This is a genomic window from Streptomyces fragilis, from assembly GCF_003112515.1.
GTDB lineage: Bacteria > Actinomycetota > Actinomycetes > Streptomycetales > Streptomycetaceae > Streptomyces > Streptomyces fragilis.
The window spans coordinates 442,024-462,762 of record NZ_BEVZ01000004.1; the positions used below are offsets into that span (position 1 = coordinate 442,024).

Annotated in this window: 20 protein-coding genes; 8 read left to right on the top strand and 12 right to left on the bottom strand. The window is 71.8% G+C overall.

Annotated elements, in window-relative coordinates:
• The first annotated feature begins 14 nt into the window (after window positions 1-14).
• Entirely contained in the window at window positions 15-1,493 is a 1,479-nt protein-coding gene (locus Sfr03f_RS15220) for a sensor histidine kinase (RefSeq protein WP_108954434.1), read from the top strand.
• Window positions 1,494-1,679: 186 nt separating this feature from the next.
• Here the strand turns inward: Sfr03f_RS15220 and Sfr03f_RS15225 are convergent, their stop codons facing one another.
• Window positions 1,680-1,937, bottom strand: a complete 258-nt coding sequence (locus Sfr03f_RS15225) for a WhiB family transcriptional regulator (protein ID WP_108954435.1) — start codon at window positions 1,935-1,937, stop codon at window positions 1,680-1,682.
• Window positions 1,938-2,255: 318 nt separating this feature from the next.
• On the bottom strand, window positions 2,256-3,224 hold the full coding sequence (locus tag Sfr03f_RS15230) for a diacylglycerol/lipid kinase family protein (RefSeq protein WP_108954436.1): 969 nt from the start codon (window positions 3,222-3,224) through the stop codon (window positions 2,256-2,258).
• 73 nt (window positions 3,225-3,297) lie between these two features.
• On the opposite strand from Sfr03f_RS15230, the gene Sfr03f_RS15235 reads away from it, so the two are divergent.
• Complete coding sequence (locus tag Sfr03f_RS15235; RefSeq protein WP_372514376.1) at window positions 3,298-3,762, top strand: hypothetical protein; 465 nt, start codon at window positions 3,298-3,300, stop codon at window positions 3,760-3,762.
• Window positions 3,763-3,771: 9 nt separating this feature from the next.
• On the opposite strand, the gene Sfr03f_RS15240 is transcribed toward Sfr03f_RS15235, so the two are convergent.
• From Sfr03f_RS15240 to Sfr03f_RS15260, 5 genes are all read right to left on the bottom strand, one after another.
• Complete coding sequence (locus tag Sfr03f_RS15240) at window positions 3,772-4,941, bottom strand: RNA polymerase sigma factor SigF (RefSeq protein WP_435841945.1); 1,170 nt, start codon at window positions 4,939-4,941, stop codon at window positions 3,772-3,774.
• A gap of 17 nt (window positions 4,942-4,958) precedes the next feature.
• Window positions 4,959-5,372 (bottom strand): ATP-binding protein, encoded by a 414-nt coding sequence (locus tag Sfr03f_RS15245; protein ID WP_108954438.1) that lies wholly within the window; start codon window positions 5,370-5,372, stop codon window positions 4,959-4,961.
• Window positions 5,373-5,784: 412 nt separating this feature from the next.
• Window positions 5,785-6,012, bottom strand: a complete 228-nt coding sequence (locus Sfr03f_RS15250; RefSeq protein WP_108954439.1) for a hypothetical protein — start codon at window positions 6,010-6,012, stop codon at window positions 5,785-5,787.
• A gap of 102 nt (window positions 6,013-6,114) precedes the next feature.
• Window positions 6,115-7,368, bottom strand: coding sequence for a family 2 encapsulin nanocompartment cargo protein polyprenyl transferase (locus Sfr03f_RS15255; protein WP_108954440.1), 1,254 nt, complete (start codon window positions 7,366-7,368; stop codon window positions 6,115-6,117).
• A 98-nt stretch (window positions 7,369-7,466) separates the two neighbouring features.
• Window positions 7,467-8,873 carry a family 2B encapsulin nanocompartment shell protein gene (locus Sfr03f_RS15260; protein ID WP_108954441.1) on the bottom strand — a complete coding sequence of 469 codons (1,407 nt, stop codon included), beginning with the start codon at window positions 8,871-8,873 and terminating at the stop codon, window positions 7,467-7,469.
• Window positions 8,874-9,148: 275 nt separating this feature from the next.
• On the opposite strand from Sfr03f_RS15260, the gene Sfr03f_RS15265 reads away from it, so the two are divergent.
• Together Sfr03f_RS15265 and Sfr03f_RS15270 are read left to right on the top strand one after the other, a co-directional pair.
• Window positions 9,149-9,739 carry an N-acetylmuramoyl-L-alanine amidase gene (locus tag Sfr03f_RS15265; protein WP_174721588.1) on the top strand — a complete coding sequence of 197 codons (591 nt, stop codon included), beginning with the start codon at window positions 9,149-9,151 and terminating at the stop codon, window positions 9,737-9,739.
• Between the two features lie 67 nt (window positions 9,740-9,806).
• Complete coding sequence (locus Sfr03f_RS15270) at window positions 9,807-10,706, top strand: 1-aminocyclopropane-1-carboxylate deaminase/D-cysteine desulfhydrase (RefSeq protein WP_108954442.1); 900 nt, start codon at window positions 9,807-9,809, stop codon at window positions 10,704-10,706.
• A gap of 13 nt (window positions 10,707-10,719) precedes the next feature.
• On the opposite strand, the gene Sfr03f_RS15275 is transcribed toward Sfr03f_RS15270, so the two are convergent.
• On the bottom strand, window positions 10,720-12,324 hold the full coding sequence (locus Sfr03f_RS15275; protein ID WP_108954443.1) for a Na+/H+ antiporter: 1,605 nt from the start codon (window positions 12,322-12,324) through the stop codon (window positions 10,720-10,722).
• A 59-nt stretch (window positions 12,325-12,383) separates the two neighbouring features.
• Here Sfr03f_RS15275 and Sfr03f_RS15280 point away from each other — a divergent pair, with 59 nt between their 5' ends.
• The gene (locus Sfr03f_RS15280; protein WP_108954444.1) at window positions 12,384-12,644 is read left to right on the top strand and encodes a UBP-type zinc finger domain-containing protein; all 261 of its coding nucleotides are present in this window, start codon (window positions 12,384-12,386) and stop codon (window positions 12,642-12,644) included.
• A 74-nt stretch (window positions 12,645-12,718) separates the two neighbouring features.
• Here the strand turns inward: Sfr03f_RS15280 and Sfr03f_RS15285 are convergent, their stop codons facing one another.
• The 4 genes from Sfr03f_RS15285 to Sfr03f_RS15300 all read right to left on the bottom strand — a co-directional run bounded on the left by Sfr03f_RS15285 (window position 12,719) and on the right by Sfr03f_RS15300 (window position 17,390).
• Entirely contained in the window at window positions 12,719-14,215 is a 1,497-nt protein-coding gene (locus Sfr03f_RS15285) for a glycoside hydrolase family 3 protein (protein WP_108954445.1), read from the bottom strand.
• Between the two features lie 7 nt (window positions 14,216-14,222).
• Window positions 14,223-15,053 (bottom strand): carbohydrate ABC transporter permease, encoded by an 831-nt coding sequence (locus Sfr03f_RS15290; RefSeq protein ID WP_108954446.1) that lies wholly within the window; start codon window positions 15,051-15,053, stop codon window positions 14,223-14,225.
• Complete coding sequence (locus Sfr03f_RS15295; RefSeq protein WP_435841947.1) at window positions 15,050-15,991, bottom strand: carbohydrate ABC transporter permease; 942 nt, start codon at window positions 15,989-15,991, stop codon at window positions 15,050-15,052. Before Sfr03f_RS15295 ends, Sfr03f_RS15290 begins: the two co-directional genes overlap by 4 nt.
• A gap of 118 nt (window positions 15,992-16,109) precedes the next feature.
• A complete protein-coding gene (locus Sfr03f_RS15300) occupies window positions 16,110-17,390 on the bottom strand; it encodes an extracellular solute-binding protein (RefSeq protein WP_108954448.1) in 1,281 nt (426 codons plus the stop codon).
• 388 nt (window positions 17,391-17,778) lie between these two features.
• On the opposite strand from Sfr03f_RS15300, the gene Sfr03f_RS15305 reads away from it, so the two are divergent.
• The 3 genes from Sfr03f_RS15305 to mctP all read left to right on the top strand — a co-directional run bounded on the left by Sfr03f_RS15305 (window position 17,779) and on the right by mctP (window position 20,624).
• The gene (locus Sfr03f_RS15305; protein WP_108954449.1) at window positions 17,779-18,543 is read left to right on the top strand and encodes a GntR family transcriptional regulator; all 765 of its coding nucleotides are present in this window, start codon (window positions 17,779-17,781) and stop codon (window positions 18,541-18,543) included.
• Between the two features lie 177 nt (window positions 18,544-18,720).
• The gene (locus Sfr03f_RS15310; protein WP_108954997.1) at window positions 18,721-19,002 is read left to right on the top strand and encodes a DUF3311 domain-containing protein; all 282 of its coding nucleotides are present in this window, start codon (window positions 18,721-18,723) and stop codon (window positions 19,000-19,002) included.
• Window positions 18,999-20,624, top strand: coding sequence for a monocarboxylate uptake permease MctP (gene mctP / locus Sfr03f_RS15315; RefSeq protein WP_108954450.1), 1,626 nt, complete (start codon window positions 18,999-19,001; stop codon window positions 20,622-20,624). The genes Sfr03f_RS15310 and mctP overlap by 4 nt, the downstream gene beginning before the upstream one ends.
• Window positions 20,625-20,739: the final 115 nt, after the last annotated feature.

The window sequence follows — 20,739 nt, forward strand, 5'->3', positions numbered from 1 at the left end:
GTACGCTCGCAGTCGTGCCCTCCATGAACGAACTCGTACGCCAGCACACCGACCTCGACGACACCGATCTCGAGTGGCTCCACCTGCTGGTCTCCGAGTGGCAGCTGCTCTCCGACCTCTCCTTCGCCGACCTGGTCCTGTGGCTGCCCACCCGCGACGGCGCCAAGTACGTCTCGGTGGCGCAGATGCGTCCCAACACCGGCCCGACCTCGTACCACGACGACATGGTGGGCCACCTCGTCCCCCGCGGCCGCCGCCCGCTGCTGGACGCGGCGCTGGACGAGGGGCGGATCGTGCGCGAGGGCGACCCGGAGTGGCGCGAGGAGGTCCCCGTCCGGGTGGAGTCGATCCCGGTGCGCCGGGACGGCCGGGTGCTGGGCGTCATCGCCCGCAACACCAACCTGCTGACCGTGCGCACGCCCAGCCGGCTGGAGCTCACCTACCTGCAGTCCGCCTCCGACCTGGCGCAGATGATCGCCGCCGGGGCGTTCCCCTTCCCGGACCAGCAGGTCGACATGGACGCGGCGCCGCGGGTCGGTGACGGCCTGATCCGGCTGGACGCCGAGGGCGTCGTCACCTACGCCTCGCCCAACGCCCTGTCCGCGTACCACCGGATGGGCCTGGCCGCCGACCTGGTCGGCTGCCACCTCGGCCGCACCACGGCCGAACTCGCGCCGTCCCGGGGCCCCGTGGACGAGGCGCTGGCGAAGGTGGCGAGCGGCTGGGCGCCGCGGGAGTTCGAGATCGAGGCCAGCGAGGGCGTCATCCAGTTCCGGGCCATCCCGCTCAAGCCCAAGGGCACCCGCATCGGTTCGCTGGTGCTGCTCCGGGACGTCACCGAACTACGGCGGCGCGAGCGCGAGTTGATCACCAAGGACGCCACCATCCGGGAGATCCACCACCGGGTGAAGAACAACCTCCAGACGGTCGCCGCGCTGCTGCGGCTGCAGGCCCGCCGGATGGACTCCGACAAGGGCCGTGAGGCGCTCCAGGAGGCCGTGCGCCGGGTCGGCTCGATCGCCATCGTCCACGAGACGCTCTCCCAGACGCTGGACGAGCGGGTGGAGTTCGACGAGATCGCCGACCGGGTGCTCGCGATGGTCGCCGAGATCTCGCCGGGCAAGGTCACCGGCCGGCGCAGCGGGCGCTTCGGCATCCTGGACGCCGAGGTGGCCACCCCCCTGTCGATGGTCCTCACCGAGGTGCTGCAGAACGCCCTCGAGCACGGTTTCCGCCCCGGCGACACCGGGACCGTCGAGGTGTCCGCGGTGCGCGGCGGAACGCCCCGTGACGAGCGGCTGCTGGTGACGGTGCTGGACGACGGCGTGGGCCTGCCGGAGGACTTCGACCCGCGCAGTTCCGGCAACCTCGGCCTGCAGATCGTGCGGACGCTGGTCGAGGGCGAACTCGGCGGCGCCTTCGACATGGTGCGGGTCGGCCCCGAGGGCGGCACCCGGGTACTGCTGGACATCCCGGTCCGCGCCTCGAAGTGACGTGACGCCGGCTCGCGCCCGCCCGACGGGGGCGGGGCGGGCCCGCCGGAACATGCCTCGAGCCCCGGACCGAAGAAGGTCCGGGGCTCGGGGTCAGAACCGGAATACTGCGCGCTGCGGCTCGGGGGCGGGAGATGCGTACACGCTGTACGCGCCGCCAAGCTCAGGCTGTCGCGGGGTGGGTTGTCAGGCGGAGGCCTGACGGGCCCGGTTGCGGGCGGCGCGGCGCTTCATGGCGCGGCGCTCGTCCTCGCTGAGACCACCCCAGACGCCGGAGTCCTGACCGGACTCGAGCGCCCACTGCAGACACTGCTCGATCACCGGGCAGCGGCGGCAGACGGCCTTGGCTTCCTCGATCTGCAGCAGCGCAGGACCGGTGTTGCCGATGGGGAAGAAGAGCTCGGGGTCTTCTTCGCGGCAAACGGCGTGGTGACGCCAGTCCATGGCTGCTACCTCTCCTGTGTATATGTGCAGGTGCTTGTGAATGTGAACGCTTTCACGAAACCCCCAACAAGTGAAGGGCCACAATCCGGTTTCCCGGGGAGGCCATCCTTGGCTCGGAGAGGGGTTCGGGGCTCTGGCGGGAGGCCGTCTGTCGGGCCGTCCCGAGCGCCACGTAGAGACTCGCAAACCTCAGCGGCGGATACAACCCCTTCCGGAAAGTTTTTTTTGATTCTTCGGTGTCTGCTAGGTCACAGCCGTACTTCCATGGGGTGGACCCTGCTCAATACGTTCGAGTGAAAGGTTTAAGGCAGGTTCCACTCACACAATCACACGCAGTGCACGGCGTACGCCTGTGAACTTCACGCCGGTCCGCAGCCCCAGGTGGTCACCGTCCACCTGGAAGGGCAACGGGACCTTGGAAACCAAGGTGAACGCACTGAGATCGTGCAGCGACTTCGCGTGCTTTCCACGCGGCCCCCGCTCCGGCGTCGACGCCACCAGCTGGCTGCCGTAGCGCATCGCCGAAACCGTCGACATGCTGGTCAGACCCAGGACGTCCAGCCCCTTGTCGAACGACGCTCCGGGCGAGGGGTACAGCGGCTTGTCGCCGAGGTACGACCACGGGGCGGTGTTCGAAACAAGGGTCACCACCAGTCCGTCCACCGGATCCTCGCCGTCCCTGTGGAGGGAGATCGTCCCGCGGGTGCGGTGCGGGTCTCCCAGGAACTGGCGGAGCACCTGGCGTACGTACAGGGGGTGCGTGGACCGCCTGCCGCGCTCCCGCTGCTGCTCCACCCTCCCGACGACCCCGGCGTCGAAACCGAGACCGGCGCAGAAGGTGAACCAGCGCACCGGAGCGCCGTCGTCCCCGGTACCCGGGGCGGGCTCGGCCAAACCGAGACCCACGGTGCGTTCCCGTCCCTCGCGCAGGGCGTCCAGCAGGGCGCCGGTGGCCTCCACCGCGTTGTTGGGCAGACCGAGGGCGCGGGCGAAGACGTTGGTGGAGCCGCCGGGGACCACCGCGAGGCCGGGTAGGCGCTCCGGGTCGGGTCCGTCGTGCAGCAGACCGTTGGCCACCTCGTTGACGGTGCCGTCGCCGCCGAGGGCGACCACCAGGTCGATGTCCTTGCTGCGGGCGGCGGCCCGGGCGAGGTCGTGGGCGTGTCCGCGGTACTCCGTGGTGACGGCCTCCAGCTTCACCTCGCTCGCCAGCGCGTGGATGAGGACGTCACGCGTCCGGGCGCTGGTGGTGGTTGCCGCCGGGTTGACCACGAGGAGTGCGCGCATGGTGTGAAGGTTACCTACTGATCGGTACCCGGCCCATACGGACGGTCCGGGCGCACGGACTACCCTGGCCGTCGTGAGCGCTCAGCGGAAACCCACCCCTGCTTCCCCTTCCCCCTCCGGCCCGCCCGCCGGCCCGCGGACGCCCGAGGGCCCGCGGCCCGGACGGCTGACCGCCGCCGCGGCGATCTCCGGGGTGGAAGGGCTCGCCCTGCTGGCCGGGGGCATCACCATGATCGTCCTCGGGGCGGGCGACGGCGACGTCCGGTCCGGCGTCACCGGAGGGCTCACGCTGCTGGTGCTGGCCCTGCTGCCGCTCACGGCGGCGCGCGGCCTGCTGGCCCGCCGCAACTGGAGCCGCGGGCCCGCGGTGATCACGCAGCTGCTGGCGCTCCCGGTCGCCTACAGCCTGCTCCAGGTGAACAGCGTGGCCGTCTGGGCCGGCATCCTGCTCGGCGCCGCCGCCGTGGTGGGCCTGGTGCTGCTGGTCCACCCGGCGACGGCCCAGGCCCTCGGGGTGCGGGGACCCGGCAGGGAGTAGGGCGGAGCCTCACTCCTCGACGAGGAGCTTCTCCCGGAGCTGGGCGAGCGTGCGGGCCAGGAGCCGGGAGACGTGCATCTGGGAGATGCCGACCTCCTGCGCGATCTGCGACTGCGTCATGTTGCCGAAGAACCGCAGCAGCAGGATGCGCTTCTCGCGCGGCGGCAGGTCCTCCAGCAGCGGCTTGAGCGACTCGCGGTACTCGACGCCCTCCAGCGCCTCGTCCTCCGCGCCCAGCGTGTCGGCGACGGCCGGCGACTCGTCGTCGGTGTCGGGCACGTCCAGCGAGAGGGTCGAGTAGGCGTTGGCCGACTCCAGCCCTTCCAGGACCTCCTCCTCGGAGATCCCCAGCCGCTCGGCGAGCTCGTGGACCGTCGGCGACCGGCCGTGCGTCTGGGAGAGTTCGGCGGTCGCCGTGGTCAGCGACAGCCGCAGCTCCTGCAGGCGCCGCGGCACCCGCACCGCCCAGCCCTTGTCGCGGAAGTGCCGCTTGATCTCGCCCACCACGGTGGGCGTGGCGTAGGTGGAGAACTCCACGCCGCGGTCGGGGTCGAAACGGTCCACGGACTTGATCAGCCCGATGGTGGCGACCTGCGTCAGGTCGTCCAGGGGCTCGCCGCGGTTGCGGAACCGGCGGGCCAGGTGCTCGACCAGCGGCAGGTGCATGCGGACCAGGCGGTCGCGCAGCTCCCCGTACTCGGGCGTGCCGGGCTCCAGCGAGCGCAGCCGGACGAACAGCGCCCGCGCCGCGCTCCGGTCCTGCGCGACCCGCTCCTCGCGGGTCTGCCGGCGGCCCTGCTCGCGCGGCTCCGCGGCGACCTCGTGGTGCGACTGCCCGGCGGGCCGCTCGTGGTCCGACGCCGTCTCGTGGCCACCCGCCGTGTCCACGGCGGAGGCGGCCGCGTCCGCGGCCGGTTCGTGGCCGCGCTCGGCCCGGGGCGCGGTGCCCGCGCCCTGTCCGGCATCCCGGTCGTGCTCGCTCATCGCTCTGCCCGTAGCCCTTCCCCGAGCCCCCCGCCGCCCGGCCTCCCCCGTCGTGCGAGGCCTGCCGGACACGCCGCCCGGCTCCGTCGCCTCGTCCGGATGCGGCCGGGCCTGCCCGGGAATCCCGTCGGCCCCGCCCGCCCGTCCGCCCGCTCCGGCCGCGGCCCCGAGGGCGCCGCGTTCGTCGTCCCGCACCGGCCCCTCCCCGTTCCTCACGTGGTCCCGGGCCCCGCGCCGCGCTGTTTGTAGAGGCTGATCGACACGGTGCGGTCCTCGTCCACGGCGGACGAGACCTTGCCCGCCAGGGCCGACAGGACCGTCCACGCGAAGGTGTCGCGCGACGGGGCGTTCCCGTCCGTGGTCGGCGCCGAGACCGTGACCTCGAGCGAATCGTCGACCAGCCGGAACACACAGCTGAGGACCGAACCCGGCACGGCCTGCTGGAGCAGGATCGCGCAGGCCTCGTCCACCGCGATGCGCAGGTCCTCGATCTCGTCGAGGGTGAAGTCCAAGCGGGCGGCGAGACCGGCCGTGGCCGTCCGCAGCACCGACAGGTAGGCACCCGCGGCCGGCAGCCGGACTTCCACGAAGTCCTGGGTCGCGGGCTCGCCTGCGATCTGGGACACCCTCACCTCCAAGGTGGTACAAGCGTCTTAGGTCCCCGGGAGTCGCCCCTCCGGGGTAACGCGATACATGGTTCAGCGGTGACGCTACCGCGCGCCGGACATTCCTGTCCCCGGGACCCCGTCGCTCGAACTCACTCCCAGTGAACACCTGTTCACGGAGCGTGTCCAGAGGGTGCGTCGTCGCACGTCGTCACTCTGTGCCGGGTTGACGTACCCATCCGTCACACCCGTCAACCGCGTCACGCGCGAGGGGTGCCGGATCGGTACGGGAGGTTCGCCGGAAACCGGGCGGCGGACAGTGCGGCGCCCCGCGCGGCGGCTGCCGGGCGGGGCGTGGCGGTACGGGCGCCTGGCGGCCGGGCCGGGTCGGCACGGTGGGCTCACGGGGCGCCGGGCCGGTCGGGCGGCGGGGTCAGCGGCGGCCGCGGCGGTGGTGGTGGACGATCCGTTCGCGGGGCACCTCGGCGGCCGGCGCCCTCAGGTGCTCCTCGTCGGGCGCGTACCCCTCGGCGGGGCATCCCCGCGACTGGCAGCGGCCGGGACGCCACACGGGCACGAACGTGCCCATCATCTTGTGACGCCGGACCACCATCGGTACGGGTCGCCCGCACGAGGGACAGACATATCGGTCACTGTCCATACCGCCAGGGTAGATCTCCCGGCGGGGCCCCGCACGCGGCCCGGCCCGGCGCCCCTCGCCGCCCTCGTCGGGGGTGCGGGACGCCGGGCCGGGCCGCAGCGGTCAACTGGTGCGGCGGGTGACGAACTCGGCCAGGGCGAGCAGCCCGCCGGCCGCCTCCGGGTCGGGCACGGCACGGGACAGCTCGTGCACCGCCCGCGCCATCCGGTCGGCCGCCTCGACGTGCGCCCAGTCCCGGCCGCCGGCCTCCTCCACCGCCCGCAGGACGGCCTCCAGGTCGTCGCCGGGGCCGGGCGGGGCCGCGTACAGCCGTGCCAGCCGCTCCCCCGCACCGGTGCCGGAGGCCAGGGCGGCGACCACCGGCAGGGACTTCTTGCGCGCGGTCAGGTCGGCGCCGGCCGGCTTGCCGGTGCGTTCCGGGTCCCCCCACAGGCCGATCAGGTCGTCGATCAGCTGGAAGGCGAGACCGGCCTGGCGGCCGAAGGCGTCCAGCGCCCGGACCTGTTCCTCGCCGGCCCCCGCGTACAGGCCGCCGACGGCGCAGGCGCAGCCGAGCAGCGCTCCGGTCTTGGCCTCCGCCATGGCCAGCACCTCCTCGACGGTGACCTCGCCCGGGTCGCGCCGCTCCAGGGCGGTGTCCGCCTGCTGGCCCTCGCAGAGCTCGATCACGCAGTCGGCGAGCCGGGCGGCCGCCGCGGGCGCCGCGGGGTGCGGGTCCTGGGCCAGCAGCCGGGAGGCCAGGGCCTGCAGGGCGTCCCCGGTCAGGACGGCCGCGCTCTCACCGAACACCGTCCAGGCCGTGGCGCGGTGGCGGCGGGTGGCGTCGCCGTCCATCACGTCGTCGTGCAGCAGCGTGAAGTTGTGGGTGAGCTCCACCGCGACCGCGGCGGTGACCGCCGCCCGGGCGGCCTCCTCGCCGGCCGGCCCGCCGCCTCCGCCCAAGGCCGAGGCGGCGGTCAGCACCAGCGCGGGGCGGAGCGCCTTGCCGGTGGGGGCGGCCGCCGGGTTGCCGTCGGCGTCCTCCCGGCCGAAGTGGTAGCGGGCGATGCGGCGGATCTGCCCGGGCAGGCCGTCCACCGCGCGCAGCAGCGCCGGCTCCACGACCGCCTTGACCTGCTCCAGCAGGGCGGCGGCCTCCTGCTCGTCAGGGCGGTCACGGGCCCGCCCGCCCTCCGCGGCCCGCCCCTCCTCGGTCTCCGGCCCGCTCTCCGCGGCCCACTCGTCCTCGGTGTCCGGCCCGCCCTCCGCGGCCCACTCGTCCTCCGTGGCCCGTCGCGCCCGCGGCACGGCGAAGCCGTCCCGCGCCCCCCGCGCTCCGTCCTGTCCGTCCCGCGCCTGTGTCGTCACGTGGCTCATGACCCCCCTCGGGGAACTCCCTTCACTTCCGTCACACCGCTCTCCCCCCGCAATGTCCCCACCCTGCCGGGCGGGGACACCGCCCGGCCCGGGTCAGCTCACCTCCATCGCCCGATCTCCACGTTCTCCAGCACTCCGAGCGCGTCCGGGACGAGGACGGCCGCCGAGTAGTAGGTCGTCACCAGGTAGTTGATGACGGCCTGCTCGTTGATGCCCATGAACCGCACCGACAGGCCGGGTTCGATCTCGTCGGGGATCCCGGTCTGGTGCAGGCCGACGACGCCCTGGTCGTCCTCGCCGGTACGCATGGCAATGATCGAGGTGGTGCGCGCCTCGGTCACCGGGATCTTGTTGCACGGGTAGATCGGCACGCCCCGCCAGGTCGGCACCCGCTGGCCGCCGACGTCGACCGACTCGGGCACCAGGCCGCGCTTGTTGAGCTCACGGCCGAAGGCGGCGATGGCGCGCGGGTGGGCGAGGAACAGCTTGGTGCCGCGGCGCCGGCTGAGCAGCTCGTCCATGTCGTCGGGTCCGGGGACGCCGTCGTGCGGCTGGAGCCGCTGGTCGTACTCGCAGTTGTGGAGCAGGCCGAACTCGCGGTTGTTGACCAGCTCGTGCTCCTGGCGCTCGCGGAGCGCCTCCACCGTCAGCCGGAGCTGGTGCTCGGTCTGGTTCATCGGCTGGTTGTACAGGTCGGCGATCCGGCTGTGGATGCTCAGCACCGTCTGGGCGACGCTGAGTTCGTACTCGCGGGGCCGCGCCTCGTAGTCGACGAAGGTGCGCGGGATGTCCACCTCGCCGGTGTGGCCGGCGGACAGGTCGATGGCCCGCTCGCCGTACCTGTTGGTCCGCTGGGCGGGGATGGCGCGCCGGCGCTGCAGGTGTTCGCGCAGCGGCTCGGAACGCTCGGCGACCTGCTCCAGGTCGCGGCGGGGCAGCGTGAGCACCGTGCAGCCGGTGACGGCGCGCAGGGTGTAGTCCCAGATGGACTCGGGGTCCAGGATCGACTGGTCGCCGAAGTAGGCGCCGTCCGCCAGGACGCCGAGCACCGCGTCCTCGTCGTAGGGGCCGGAGCCGACCTTCTCCACCTTGCCGTGGGCGAGCAGGTGGACCTCGTCCACCTGGCTGCCGAACGAGGCGATGATCTGGCCCGGCGCGAACTCCCGCTGCCGGCAGCGCCGGGCGATCTCCTCCAGCACCTCCAGGTCCTCGAAGTCGCGCAGCGCGGGCAGCTCACCGAGCTCCGCCGGGATCACCTCGACCTGGTCGCCCGTCTTCACGAAGGTGATCCGGCCGTCCCCCACGGCGTAGGTGAGCCTGCGGTTCACCCGGTAGGTGCCGCCCTGCACGTTCACCCAGGGCAGGGTGCGCAGCAGCCAGCGGGAGCTGATCTCCTGCATCTGCGGAGCGGACTTGGTGGTGGTGGCCAGGTTCCGCGCGGCCGCCGTGCCGAGGCTCTGCTGCGGCCGGTCCTGCTCGGTGCGGACCTCTTCGCCTACCGACATAAAGAATTGCCCTCCCGGTTGTGCCCCGCGCCGATGCAGCGGGTCGGGGCCTGTTGACGGGCTCCACTCTCGGCGACGCAGCGTGTCCGCACCATTACCCGAAAGAGCGGGACTGATCGTGTGCTTGACGGGGCAGGTCTCGTCCTTCGGGTCCGGATGCGCCCCGAACACGCCCGTACGCTCCGGAAACCACCTGGCGCGGGGGTTCCGCTCGGCCCGGCGGCGGTAGTAACTCCTCGAAAGCACACGGTCACCGAGCGCGAAGGAGGGCGGTCGTGGCCAAGCCCATGGCGGCGAGGACGTTCCTGAGGCTGCTGGAGGACGAGGGCCTGACGGTGGAGGAGGTCGGCGACTGGCGGAACCACAACCGCGATCCTGCCGGCCCCTGGGGGCCGGTCCACGGAGTGATGATCCACCACACGGCCACCGAGGGTGCGCGGCAGACCGTGGACGTCTGCCGCGCGGGCAGGCCCGACCTGCCGGGTCCGCTGTGCCACGGCGTGGTCACCAAGGACGGCAGGGTCCATCTGGTCGGCTACGGCCGCGCGAACCACGCGGGCCTGGGCGACGACGAGGTGCTGCGCGCGGTGATCGCCGAGCGGGCGCTGCCGCCCGAGAACGAGGCGCGGGCCGACGGCAACCGGCACTTCTACGGCTTCGAGTGCGAGAACCGCGGCGACGGGGACGATCCGTGGCCCGAGGAGCAGCTGGACGCGATCGCCCGGGCGGCCGCCGCGCTCTGCCGGCACCACGGGTGGTCGGCGCGGTCGGTGATCGGGCACCTGGAGTGGCAGCCGGGGAAGACCGACCCGCGGGGCTTCACCATGAGCTCCCTCCGGGAGCGGGTGGCGGAACGCCTCAAGTGACCTGGTGGGCGCCACGCCCCGGGCGGGCCGGTGAGGCGGCGGCCGGGGCCGGGGCGACAATGGCCGGATGAGTGAGGTCCAGGTGCCGGGGCGGGTGCCGTCGCCGCTGGTGGAGGTCGCCGACGGGCGGTTCGCCCGCCATGGGGTGCGGCTGCTGCTGAAGCGGGACGACCTGATCCACCCCGACCTGGTCGGCAACAAGTGGCGCAAGCTGGCGCCCAGTGTGCGGGCCGCCGCGGGCCGGCCGCTGGTGACGTTCGGCGGGGCCTGGTCCAACCACCTGCGGGCGACGGCGGCCGCCGGGCGGCTGCTGGGCCAGGAGACGGTGGGGATCGTCCGGGGGGACGAGCTCGCGGACCGGGAGCTGAACGCCTCGCTGGCGCGGTGCGTCGCGGACGGGATGCGGCTGCGCTTCGTCGACCGGGCGTCCTACCGGCGCAAGGCGGAGCCGCCGGTGCTGGAGCGGCTGCTGCGGGGGGCGGGCGCCCCACCGGACGCCTTCGTGGTGCCCGAGGGCGGGAGCAACGCACTCGCGGTGCACGGCTGCGTGGCCCTGGGCCGGGAGCTGCGGGGCGTCGCCGACGTCGCCGCGGTGGCCTGCGGCACGGGCGGCACGCTGGCGGGCCTGGCGGCCGGGCTGGACCCCGGGCAGCGGGCCCTGGGCGTGGCCGTGCTGAAGGGCGGCTTCCTCGCGGAGGAGGTGCGGAGGCTCCAGCGGGAGGCCTTCGGCGGGCCGCGGGGCCGGTGGCAGGTGGAGAACCGTTTCCACGGCGGCGGCTTCGCCCGCGTCCCGGCCGAACTGGAGTTCTTCGCCCGGGACTTCGAGGACCGTCACGGCCTCGCGGTGGAGCGGCTGTACGTCGCCAAGCTGCTGTTCGCGCTGACCGCGCTGACCGGGGAGGGCGCCTTCCCGCCGGGGACGCGGCTCGCCGCGGTGATCACCGGACGCCCGTTCCCGGAGGGCTGACGCGCGCCGCCCGTCAGGTGCCCTGTTCCTCGCGGAACGCGGCGGCCTCCTCCAGGTCCAGCCGCAGCAGCAGCGTGCGCAGCATCTCGTCGTCGATGTACCGGGCGTCGCGCAGCCGCACGAAGACGTCCCGCTCGGCCGCGATGACCTCGCGGGCGAGCCGGCGGTAGGTGTCGTCGGTGTTCTCCCCGGTCACCGGGTTGGGCGAGCCGAGCCGTTCCCACACGGAGTTCCGGCGCCGCTCCATGACCCTGCGGAGCCGATCCGCGAGCGGCGGCGGCAGGGCGTTGCGCTCGTCGGCCGTCAGCTCGTCCAGCCGCTCCTCCGCGGCGCGCGAGGCCTGCGCCTGGGCGTTGGCCTCGACGAGGGTCTCCGCCTGGACGTCGCGCCCGGGCAGCCGGAACGCGCGGATCAGCGGTGGCAGCGTCAGTCCCTGCACGACCAGGGTGCCGATGACGGTGGTGAAGGTCAGGAAGAGGATCAGGTTGCGGCCGGGGAACTCCTCGCCGTCGTGCACGGTGGCCGGGATGGAGAACGCGATGGCCAGCGAGACCACGCCGCGCATCCCCGCCCAGGAGATGATGAACGCGCCCTTCCAGGTCGGGTTCTCCTCCCGTTCGCGGATCCTGCGGGACAGCAGCCGCGGCACGAAGGCGGAGGGGTAGACCCAGACGAAGCGGATCAGCACCACCGTCACGAAGAGAGCCAGCGCGTACCAGGCGAGCTGACCGGCGGCGTACTCGTCTCCCAGGTCCCCCACCACCACCGGCAGCTGCAGACCGATCAGCGCGAAGACCGCCGACTCCAGCACGAAGGCGACCATCCGCCACACCGCGCCCTCCTGGAGCCGGGTGGCGAAGTCGACCTGCCAGGAGCGGTGGCCGAGGTAGAGGGCGACCACCACCACGGCCAGCACACCGGAGGCGTGGACCTGCTCGGCCAGCGCGTAGGCGAAGAAGGGGATCACCAGGGAGAGGGTGTTCTGCAGCAGCGCGTCGTTCAGCCGGGTGCGCAGCCAGTGCAGCGGCACCATCAGTGCGAGGCCGACGCCGACGCCGCCGACCGAGGCGATCAGGAACTCCAGGCCGCCGCCGAGCCAGCCGATGCTCTCGCCGACGGCGGCGGCCAGCGCCACCTTGTAGGCGGTGATCGCGGTGGCGTCGTTCACCAGGGACTCGCCCTGCAGGATGGTGGTGACGCGGGCGGGCAGGCGCAGCCGGCGGGCGATGGCGGTCGCGGCGACGGCGTCCGGCGGGGCGATCACCGCGGCCAGCACCAGCGCGCCGGCGGCGGACAGGCCGGGCACGAAGGTGTGCACGATCAGGCCGACCAGGAGGGTCGAGAAGAGCACGTAGCCCACCGAGAGCAGTGCCACCGGCCGCTTCTGGGCCCGCAGGTCGAGGTACGAGCTGTCCGTGGCCGCCGTGTACAGCAGCGGGGGCAGCACCAGCGGCAGGACGATCTCCGGGTTCAGTTCGAAGGCGGGCATCCCCGGCAGGTACGACACCAGCAGGCCGGCGGTGACCAGCAGCAGCGGCGCCGGCACGGGGGTGCGCCGCGCGAGCCCGGCCACGGCGGTGCTCCCCGCGATCAGCAGGAGCAGGGGCATCACATGCATCAGGTCCCGACCTCGTTCTGTCCAGGTGCTCGGACCGCACCAGACGTAACCTGAGACCCATGAAACACTGCGCGCACGTCGACTCGCTGCCGCGGCCGGAACCGGGGCCTCGGTCGGACACCTGCGAGGGGTGCGTGGCGGCCGGCACCCACCCGGTGCAGCTGCGGCTGTGCCTGGAGTGCGGGAACGTCGGCTGCTGCGACTCCTCCCCGCTGAAGCACGCGGCGGCGCACTTCGAGGAGACCGGGCATCCGGTCATGCGGACCTTCGAGCCGGGCGAGTCCTGGCGCTGGTGCTTCGTCGACCACGTCCTCGCCTGACACCGCCCGTCCCGGGAACGCCGCCGCCCCGCGGGCCGGCGGTGGGGCCGGCCCGCGGGGCGGGGCTCAGAGGGTCACGCGGTCAGGAGGGCTTCGGCGGCGGCGACGCCGCACACGCGTGCCGCCCCTCGTGTGGCGACGTGCACCGCGCCCCGCGGCGCGGCCTGCGGCAGGCCCATCTCGACCACGGCCGTGTCCGGCCGCGCGGCGAGGAGCACGTCCAGTGCCCGCCCCATCCACGGGTGCCGGTGCTCGTCGCGCACCACGGCGACGATTCGCCGCGCGCCCGCGGCGGCCAGCGCCTCCTCACCGGCGAGGTCGCCGCTGAAGGTGCCCGCCTCGGCCCCCGGCAGTCTTCGCCGCAGTTCCGCGGCGATGCCCCACGGGGTCTCGTCGCCCACCGCGATGTTGGCCACCGGCGTGAACGAGGCGACGTAGGGCTCCCCGGTGAGCGGGGTGAATCCCTGTCCGCCCACGGTGCGCCGCACCGCCCGGCGCGCGGCGTCCAGCCCCACCTCGGGCGCGGGCACCGGACCGGAGGCGCCGGCGAGGGCAGCGGCCGACGACGCCCAGGACGCCAGCTCCCGCACCCGCCGCGCCGCGTCGGCCAGCCGCTCCTCCGGCAGCTCCCCGGCGCGCACCGCGCCCACCAGGGCGTCCCGCAGACGTCGCACGGTGTCGTCGTCGGCGAGGCCGCCGCCCACGCAGATGGCGTCGGCGCCCGCCGCGACGGCGAGCACGCTGCCCCGCTCGATGCCGTACGTGTCGGCGATCGCGCGCATCTCCATGCCGTCGGTGACGATCAGCCCGTCGTAGCCCAGTTCCTGGCGCAGCAGTCCCCCGAGGATCCGCTGCGACAGGGTGGCCGGGAACTCGGGGTCGAGCGCCGGGACGAGGATGTGCGCGCTCATGACCGCCCGCGACCCGGCGGCCACGGCCGCGCGGAACGGCGCGAGCTCGCGCTCCCGCAGCAGCCGCGCGTCGGCGTCGATCCGCGGCAGCGCGTGGTGCGAGTCGACCGCGGTGTCGCCGTGCCCGGGGAAGTGCTTGGTGCAGGCGGCGACGCCGGCGGACTGCAGCCCCTCGACGTAGGCCGCGGTGTGCCGGGCGACCGGTCCGGGCTCGTCTCCGAAGGACCGCACCCCGATCACCGGGTTGGAGGGGTTGGAGTTGATGTCCGCGGAGGGCGCCCAGTTCAGGTTGACGCCGCACTCGGCGAGCCGACGCCCCAGCTCGGCGGCGACCCGGCGGGTGAGGTCGACGTCGTCGATCGCGCCGAGGGCGTTGTTGCCGGGGAAGGAGGATCCGGTGCGGACCTCCAGCCGGGTGACGTCGCCGCCCTCCTCGTCGATGGCGACGAGGACGTCCTCGCGCTCCTGGCGCAGCTGCGCGGTCAGCGCGGCAAGCTGCTCCGGGGAGTCGATGTTGCGTCCGAACAGGCCGACCGAGGACAGGCCCTCGCCGAGCCGGCGCAGCAGCCAGTCCGGGGCGGTGGTCCCGGTGAAGCCGGGCTGGAGCACGGTCAGCGCGTCCCGGGTGAGCGTGTCCATGCGTGGTGCCGTGGTGGTCATCGGCGGGTCACCCCTTCACCGCGCCCGAGGTCAGCCCGGCGACGGCCCTGCGCTGCAGGAAGACGAAGACGATCAGGATGGGCAGGGCGAACAGCGAGGACGCGGCCATGGTGGCGCCCCAGTTGTCGCCGAAGATGGTCTGGAAGCTGGTGAGCCACAGCGGCAGGGTCTGCATCTCGACGTCCTTGTTGAGGATCAGCACCATCGGGAACTCGTTCCACGCGGTGATGAAGCCGAACAGGGAGGTCGCCATCAGGCCGGGCGCCAGCAGCGGGAAGATCACCTTCACGAAGGCCTGCGGCCGGCTGCAGCCGTCCACCATTGCGGACTCCTCCAGCTCCTTGGGCACCGCAGCGACGTAGCCGCGCAGCGTCAGGATCGTGAAGGGCAGCACCATCACCATGTAGAACGCGGTGAGCGGCAGCAGGCTGTTGAGCAGGTCGGCGTCGCGCACGATCAGGTAGATCGCGATGACCATGACCTCCCAGGGGGCCATCTGCGCGATCATGAAGACGACCACGAAGCCGCGGCGTCCCTTGAACTTCATCCGGGCCAGCGCGAAGGCCGCGGCGAGGCCGATGAGCAGGGACAGCAGCACGGCCGACACGGTGACCGTGACGGAGTTGCCGACCAGCGTCCAGAAGTGGTCCGCCGCGAACGCGGTGCGGAAGTTCTCCAGCGTGCCGTCGAGCGGCAGGAAGACCGGGGTCTCCGAGATGATGTCCCCGCGCTGCTTGAACGCGGTGGAGAACATCCAGTAGACGGGGAAGACGAAGACGGCGAAGAGCAGCACGGCAAGGGTGCCAGGCCACGTGCGGGCGAACAGCGAGCGGTTCACAGCTCGTCCTCCCCTTGCTTGAGCACGGTACGCAGGTAGTAGGCGGTGAGCACCAGCAGGATGGCGATGGTCAGGAACGAGATCGCCGCGCCCATGCCGTAGTGCTGGTTGCCGGGGCCCTCGACGAAGGCGTAGAGCGGGAGGATCTCGGTCAGCCGGTCCGGGCCGCCGCGGTTGATGGCGTAGACCTGGGTGAGGGCCTTGAAGACCCAGATGACCTCGAGGAAGGTCGTCGCCCACAGGAACGGCTTGAGGTGGGGGAAGGTCACCGAGGTGAAGCTCTTCCACGCGCCGGCGCCGTCCAGCGAGGCCGCCTCGTACAGCTCCTTGGAGATGGTGGTCGTCGCCGCGTAGAGGTTGATCGCGACGAACGGGATCGACTGCCAGACGATCAGCAGGATGACCACCGAGAAGGTGGAGACCTGGCTGCCGAACCAGTTGTAGTCGGCCATGGACGTCCAGCCGAGCTCGGCCAGGATCCAGTTGACGACGCCGAACCGCTGGGCGAACAGCCACTGGAAGACGGTGGTGCCGGCGATGGTCGGCATGGCCCAGGCGAGGACCAGGCCGAGCAGCAGCAGGGTCCGCATGCGGCGGCCGAGGCGGGCCAGCAGCAGGCCGACCAGGGTGCCGAGCACCATGATCAGCACCACGTTGATCGAGGTGAAGACGATCGACCGCAGCGTGACGCGCCAGAACACGTCGCTGCCGAGGGCCTCTTGGTAGTTGCTGAACCCGGTCCACTCGGTCAGGTGGAGGATCAGCTGGCGCGGGTTGAGGTTCTGGAAGGAGATGACCAGGTTCTTCACCAGCGGCCAGCCCAGCAGCACCGCCGTGGCCAGCAGTGAGGGGATCAGCAGCAGGTAGGGGGCGGACGACCCGCCGCGCCGCTTCGGGCGGCTCCCGCCGCCCGAGCTGTTCGGGATCTTGACGGACACGGGGGACCCGGCAGCCGGGTCCGCGTCCACGCGCTCGGTCTGCGCAGTCACAACACTCTCCGTGAAGTCGTCGAGACGTGACCGGGGGCGGCCGCAGCCGCCCCCGGCGTCACATCACTCAGCTGGTCTGCGCGAGACGCTTGTTGATCTCGCCCTCGACCTGCTTGGCGGCCTCGGCGGGCGTCTTCCCGTTCAGGACGGCCGTCAGGTACGTCTTGATCGGGTTGGGGTCGTTCTCCACCGGAGCCCAGTTCTGGATCAGCGGGGTGGTGCCACCGAACGCGGCGGCCGGGGCGGCGGCCTCGGCGGCGGCGTTGCCGGTCAGGTTGGAGTTGAGCGACTCCTTGTTGGGGAGGACGCCGTTCTCCTTGGCCAGCTGGCCCTCGTACTTGTCGGAGAGGGCGAGCTTCAGGAACTCCTTGGCGAGCTCCTGCTTCTTGCTGCCCGCGGCGACGGCCAGGTTGGAGCCGCCGAGGAAGACGCCCTCGGGCTTGTCGGCGGTCTCACCGGGGATGGTGAAGTAGCCGATCTTGTCCTCGATGGACTTGTCGGCCTCGATGGCGATGCCGGCTTCCCAGCCCATGCCGATGAAGGCGCCGACCTTGCCCTTGCCGAAGACCTCGCCCTGCTGCGGGGTGGCCTCGTCCTTGTCCTTGGGGGCCTTGGAGTAGGACTGGAACTTCTTGTAGAGCTCCGCCGCCTCGGCGACCTTCGGGTCGTCGAGGTTGGAGACCCACTTGTCCCCGTCCTTCTTCACCAGCTCCGCGCCCTTGCCGATGGTCAGGCCGGTGAAGAAGTACCAGTTCTGGCCGGGCAGGTAGATCGGCTCGGCGTCGGTCTTCTTCTCGATGGCGTCCAGCGCCTTGAAGAAGTCGTCGCGCGTCTTGGGCGTCTCCTTGACGCCGGCCTTCTCCCAGATCTCCTTGTTGTAGATCACCACGCGGTTGGCGAAGTACCAGGGAGCGGCGTACTGCACGCCCTCGTAGACGGAGGACTTGTTGAGGGCCTCGGTCCACTCGCCGCCGATCTCGGCCTTGAGGTCCGTCAGGTCCGCGAGACCGCCGGTGGCCGCGTAGGCCGGCGTCTGGGTGTTGCCGATCTCGATGACGTCCGGCGGGTTGCTCTCCGAGAGGGCGGTGGTGACCTTCTGCTGGATCCCGTTCCACTGCTGGACTTCGATCTTCAGCTTCGCGCCGGTCTTCTTCTCGAACTCGGCGGTCAGGTCCTTCTGCCACTGCTTGGGAGTGGATCCGTCCATCGCCCAGACGGTCAGGGTCTGCCCCTTGAACCCGTCCTTGCCGGACTTCGCCTCGTCGGTCGAGCCGTCAGAGCCACCGCACGCCGCGATGGAGACCATCATGCCCGCGACGACCGTCGCGGCTGCAAGCTTGCGCTTCACGCCACCCTCCTCAGGGATGCCACGTTCCCCCCTGCCCGCCTCGGTGCCAAGCGCATGAGTGCTGCCGCCGTGTACTGCCCGTGGGGCCGGGACCTGGACCAATGGTGTAGACCAGTAGGGGGAGCTTGGCCCAGACCAATAGGGCTGTCAAGCAGTCCGCAGCAGGCCGTGGGCGTCCGTGACGCTTCCGAGATATGCAGGGTTCCTGCGGGATTGACCCGCCTCCGGGTCCACGGGCGAGGATGCGCGAGGAGGTAGACCAATCATCGCGGTGACGCTATGGACTAGACCAAAGCGAAGGACCGGCGGTATACAGGATCTTCGCGGGGATCACGGAGCGTAGGCGCTCCCCTCCCACCCCACGGAAGGCCCCGACGAGAGGCGGAAGATGAGCACCGAGGTCAGCAGCGCGGCCGGCGAGGGCGGAGCCGTCGTCCGCACCGCACGCGTGCCGAAGTACTACCGCCTGAAGAAGCACCTGCTGGAGATGACCGAGACGCTGCCGCCCGGCACCCCGGTCCCGCCGGAGCGCACCCTCGCCGCGGAGTTCGACACCTCCCGCACCACGGTCCGCCAGGCGCTGCAGGAACTGGTGGTGGAGGGCCGGCTGGAGCGCATCCAGGGCAAGGGCACCTTCGTCGCCAAGCCCAAGGTCGCCCAGTCGCTCCAGCTCACCTCGTACACCGAGGACATGAGGGCACAGGGACTCGAACCCACCTCGCAGCTGCTGGACATCGGGTACGTCACCGCCGACGACACCCTGGCCGGGCTGCTGGCCATGAGCCCCGGCGGCCGGGTGCTGCGCATCGAGCGCCTGCGCATGGCCAACTCCGAGCCGATGGCCATCGAGACCACGCACCTGTCCGCCAAGCGCTTCCCCGCCCTGCGCCGCAGCCTGACCAAGTACACGTCCCTCTACACGGCGCTGGCCGAGGTCTACGACGTCCGGCTGTCCGAGGCGGAGGAGACCATCGAGACCTCGCTGGCGACCCCGCGCGAGGCCGGGCTGCTCGGCACCGACGTGGGCCTGCCGATGCTGATGCTCTCCCGCCACTCCCTGGACATGGACGGCGAACCGGTGGAATGGGTGCGCTCGGTGTACCGGGGCGACCGGTACAAGTTCGTCGCCCGTCTGCGGCGTCCGGAGGCCTGACCGGAGGCCCGGGCGGGCATGACCGGAGGCCCGGGCGGGGCATGATCGGGGGCCTGGCCTGCCGTTCGTCGCACTCGTCCGTCCGCTTACCGATTCGCAACCGGGACGAGCCTTCCCCCTGCGTTCTTCGTCACATACATTGCCGACGCCAATCCGCCAGCGGCAATGGAGCTGTCGATGTCCGAAACGTCAGGAGCAGGCAGAGGGACGGTGACCCCGACGCGGGTCGTCATCGCCCTGTGCCTGCTCGCGCCCTTCGTGGCGATGCTGTGGGTGGGGTCCTACGCCAAGGTCGAACCGACCTTCATAGGCATCCCGTTCTTCTACTGGTACCAGATGGCGTGGGTGCTGATCTCCACCGCCCTCACGATGGTCGCCTACGTCCTGTGGCGCCGCGACCAGCGCGCCCGGGCCGCCTCCCGTAACTCCTCCACCCAGGACGGGGGTGCGTCGTCGTGAACGAGGGCGTGAACGTCGTGGCACTCGTCGTCTTCTGCCTCTTCTTCGTCGCCGTCACGGTAATGGGCTTCCTGGCGGCGAAGTGGCGCAAGGCCGCCAACGAGAACTCGCTGGACGAATGGGGCCTGGGCGGCCGGTCGTTCGGCACCTGGATCACCTGGTTCCTGCTCGGCGGCGACCTCTACACCGCGTACACCTTCGTCGCCGTCCCGGCGGCCATCTACGCGGGCGGCGCGGCCGGCTTCTTCGCGGTGCCCTACACGATCCTGGTGTACCCGCTGATCTTCACCTTCCTGCCGCGCCTGTGGTCGGTCTCGCACCGCCACGGATACGTCACCACCTCGGACTTCGTCCGCGGCCGGTACGGCTCCAAGGGCCTGTCCCTGGCGGTGGCGGTCACCGGGATCCTCGCCACCATGCCGTACATCGCGCTGCAGCTGGTGGGCATCCAGGCCGTGCTGGACGTGATGGGCGTCGGCGGCGGCGAGAACACCCACTGGTTCGTCAAGGACCTGCCGCTGCTGATCGCCTTCGGCGTGCTGGCCGCCTACACCTACTCCTCCGGCCTGCGCGCCCCGGCGCTGATCGCGTTCGTCAAGGACACGCTGATCTACCTGGTGATCGCCGTGGCGATCATCTACATCCCGATCAAGCTCGGCGGCTTCGACGCGATCTTCGAGGCGGCGAGCGGCAAGTTCGAGACGATCAACGAGACCACCGGCAAACCGACCGGCGCCCTGGTGCCGGCCGAGCCGGGCCAGTGGACCTACGCCACCCTGGCGCTCGGCTCCGCGCTCGCGCTGTTCATGTACCCGCACTCGATCACCGCGACGCTGTCCTCCAAGAGCCGTGAGGTCATCCGCCGCAACACCACCATCCTGCCGCTGTACTCGCTGATGCTGGGCCTGCTCGCGCTGCTCGGCTTCATGGCGATCGCGGCCGGCATCAAGGTGGCCAACGGCCAGCTGGCCATCCCGCAGCTCTTCGAGAACATGTTCCCGAGCTGGTTCGCGGGCGTGGCCTTCGCCGCCATCGGCATCGGCGCGCTGGTCCCGGCGGCCATCATGTCCATCGCCGCGGCGAACCTGTTCACCCGCAACATCTACAAGGACTTCCTGAAGCCGGACGCCACTCCGGAGCAGGAGACCAAGGTCTCGAAGATCGTCTCCCTGCTGGTGAAGGTCGGCGCGCTCGTCTTCGTCCTCACCATGGACAAGACGGTGGCGATCAACTTCCAGCTGCTGGGCGGCATCTGGATCCTGCAGACCTTCCCGGCCCTGGTCGGCGGCCTGTTCACCCGCTGGTTCCACCGCTGGGCCCTACTCGCCGGCTGGGCGGTCGGCATGGTCTACGGCACCTACCAGGCGTACACGGTCTCCTCCCCGACCCAGGCGCACTTCGGCGGCTCCGCCAAGGAGATGCCGCTGATCGGCGAGATCGGCTACATCGGGTTCAGCGCCATCGTCCTGAACCTGATCGTCACGGTGGTCCTCACCTTCGTCCTCCGCGCCGTCAAGGCCCCGGACGGCGTCGACGAGACCAGCCCGTCCGACTACACCGCGGACGCCGGCGACCCCGGCGTCGACCCCGAGGTGCCGCCGCTCACCGCGGCCACGCACTGACCGGGCGCTCCGACGCCGACGGCCCCGCGCACCGTGGTGCGCGGGGCCGTCGGCGTTTCCGGCGCCCGCCCGCCCGACCGCCCGACCGCCCGGCCGCCGGGCCCCTCGAGCATCC

Excerpts from the sequence above, each read along its gene's own strand:
- Sfr03f_RS15225 (WP_108954435.1), bottom strand. The coding sequence starts at position 1,937 with ATGGACTGGCGTCACCACGCCGTTTGCCGCGAAGAAGACCCCGAGCTC.
- Sfr03f_RS15230 (WP_108954436.1), bottom strand. The coding sequence starts at position 3,224 with ATGCGCGCACTCCTCGTGGTCAACCCGGCGGCAACCACCACCAGCGCC.
- Sfr03f_RS15250 (WP_108954439.1), bottom strand. The coding sequence starts at position 6,012 with ATGGACAGTGACCGATATGTCTGTCCCTCGTGCGGGCGACCCGTACCG.
- Sfr03f_RS15255 (WP_108954440.1), bottom strand. The coding sequence starts at position 7,368 with ATGAGCCACGTGACGACACAGGCGCGGGACGGACAGGACGGAGCGCGG.
- Sfr03f_RS15260 (WP_108954441.1), bottom strand. The coding sequence starts at position 8,873 with ATGTCGGTAGGCGAAGAGGTCCGCACCGAGCAGGACCGGCCGCAGCAG.
- Sfr03f_RS15270 (WP_108954442.1), top strand. The coding sequence starts at position 9,807 with ATGAGTGAGGTCCAGGTGCCGGGGCGGGTGCCGTCGCCGCTGGTGGAG.
- Sfr03f_RS15275 (WP_108954443.1), bottom strand. The coding sequence starts at position 12,324 with ATGCATGTGATGCCCCTGCTCCTGCTGATCGCGGGGAGCACCGCCGTG.
- Sfr03f_RS15280 (WP_108954444.1), top strand. The coding sequence starts at position 12,384 with ATGAAACACTGCGCGCACGTCGACTCGCTGCCGCGGCCGGAACCGGGG.
- Sfr03f_RS15285 (WP_108954445.1), bottom strand. The coding sequence starts at position 14,215 with ATGACCACCACGGCACCACGCATGGACACGCTCACCCGGGACGCGCTG.
- Sfr03f_RS15305 (WP_108954449.1), top strand. The coding sequence starts at position 17,779 with ATGAGCACCGAGGTCAGCAGCGCGGCCGGCGAGGGCGGAGCCGTCGTC.
- Sfr03f_RS15310 (WP_108954997.1), top strand. The coding sequence starts at position 18,721 with ATGTCCGAAACGTCAGGAGCAGGCAGAGGGACGGTGACCCCGACGCGG.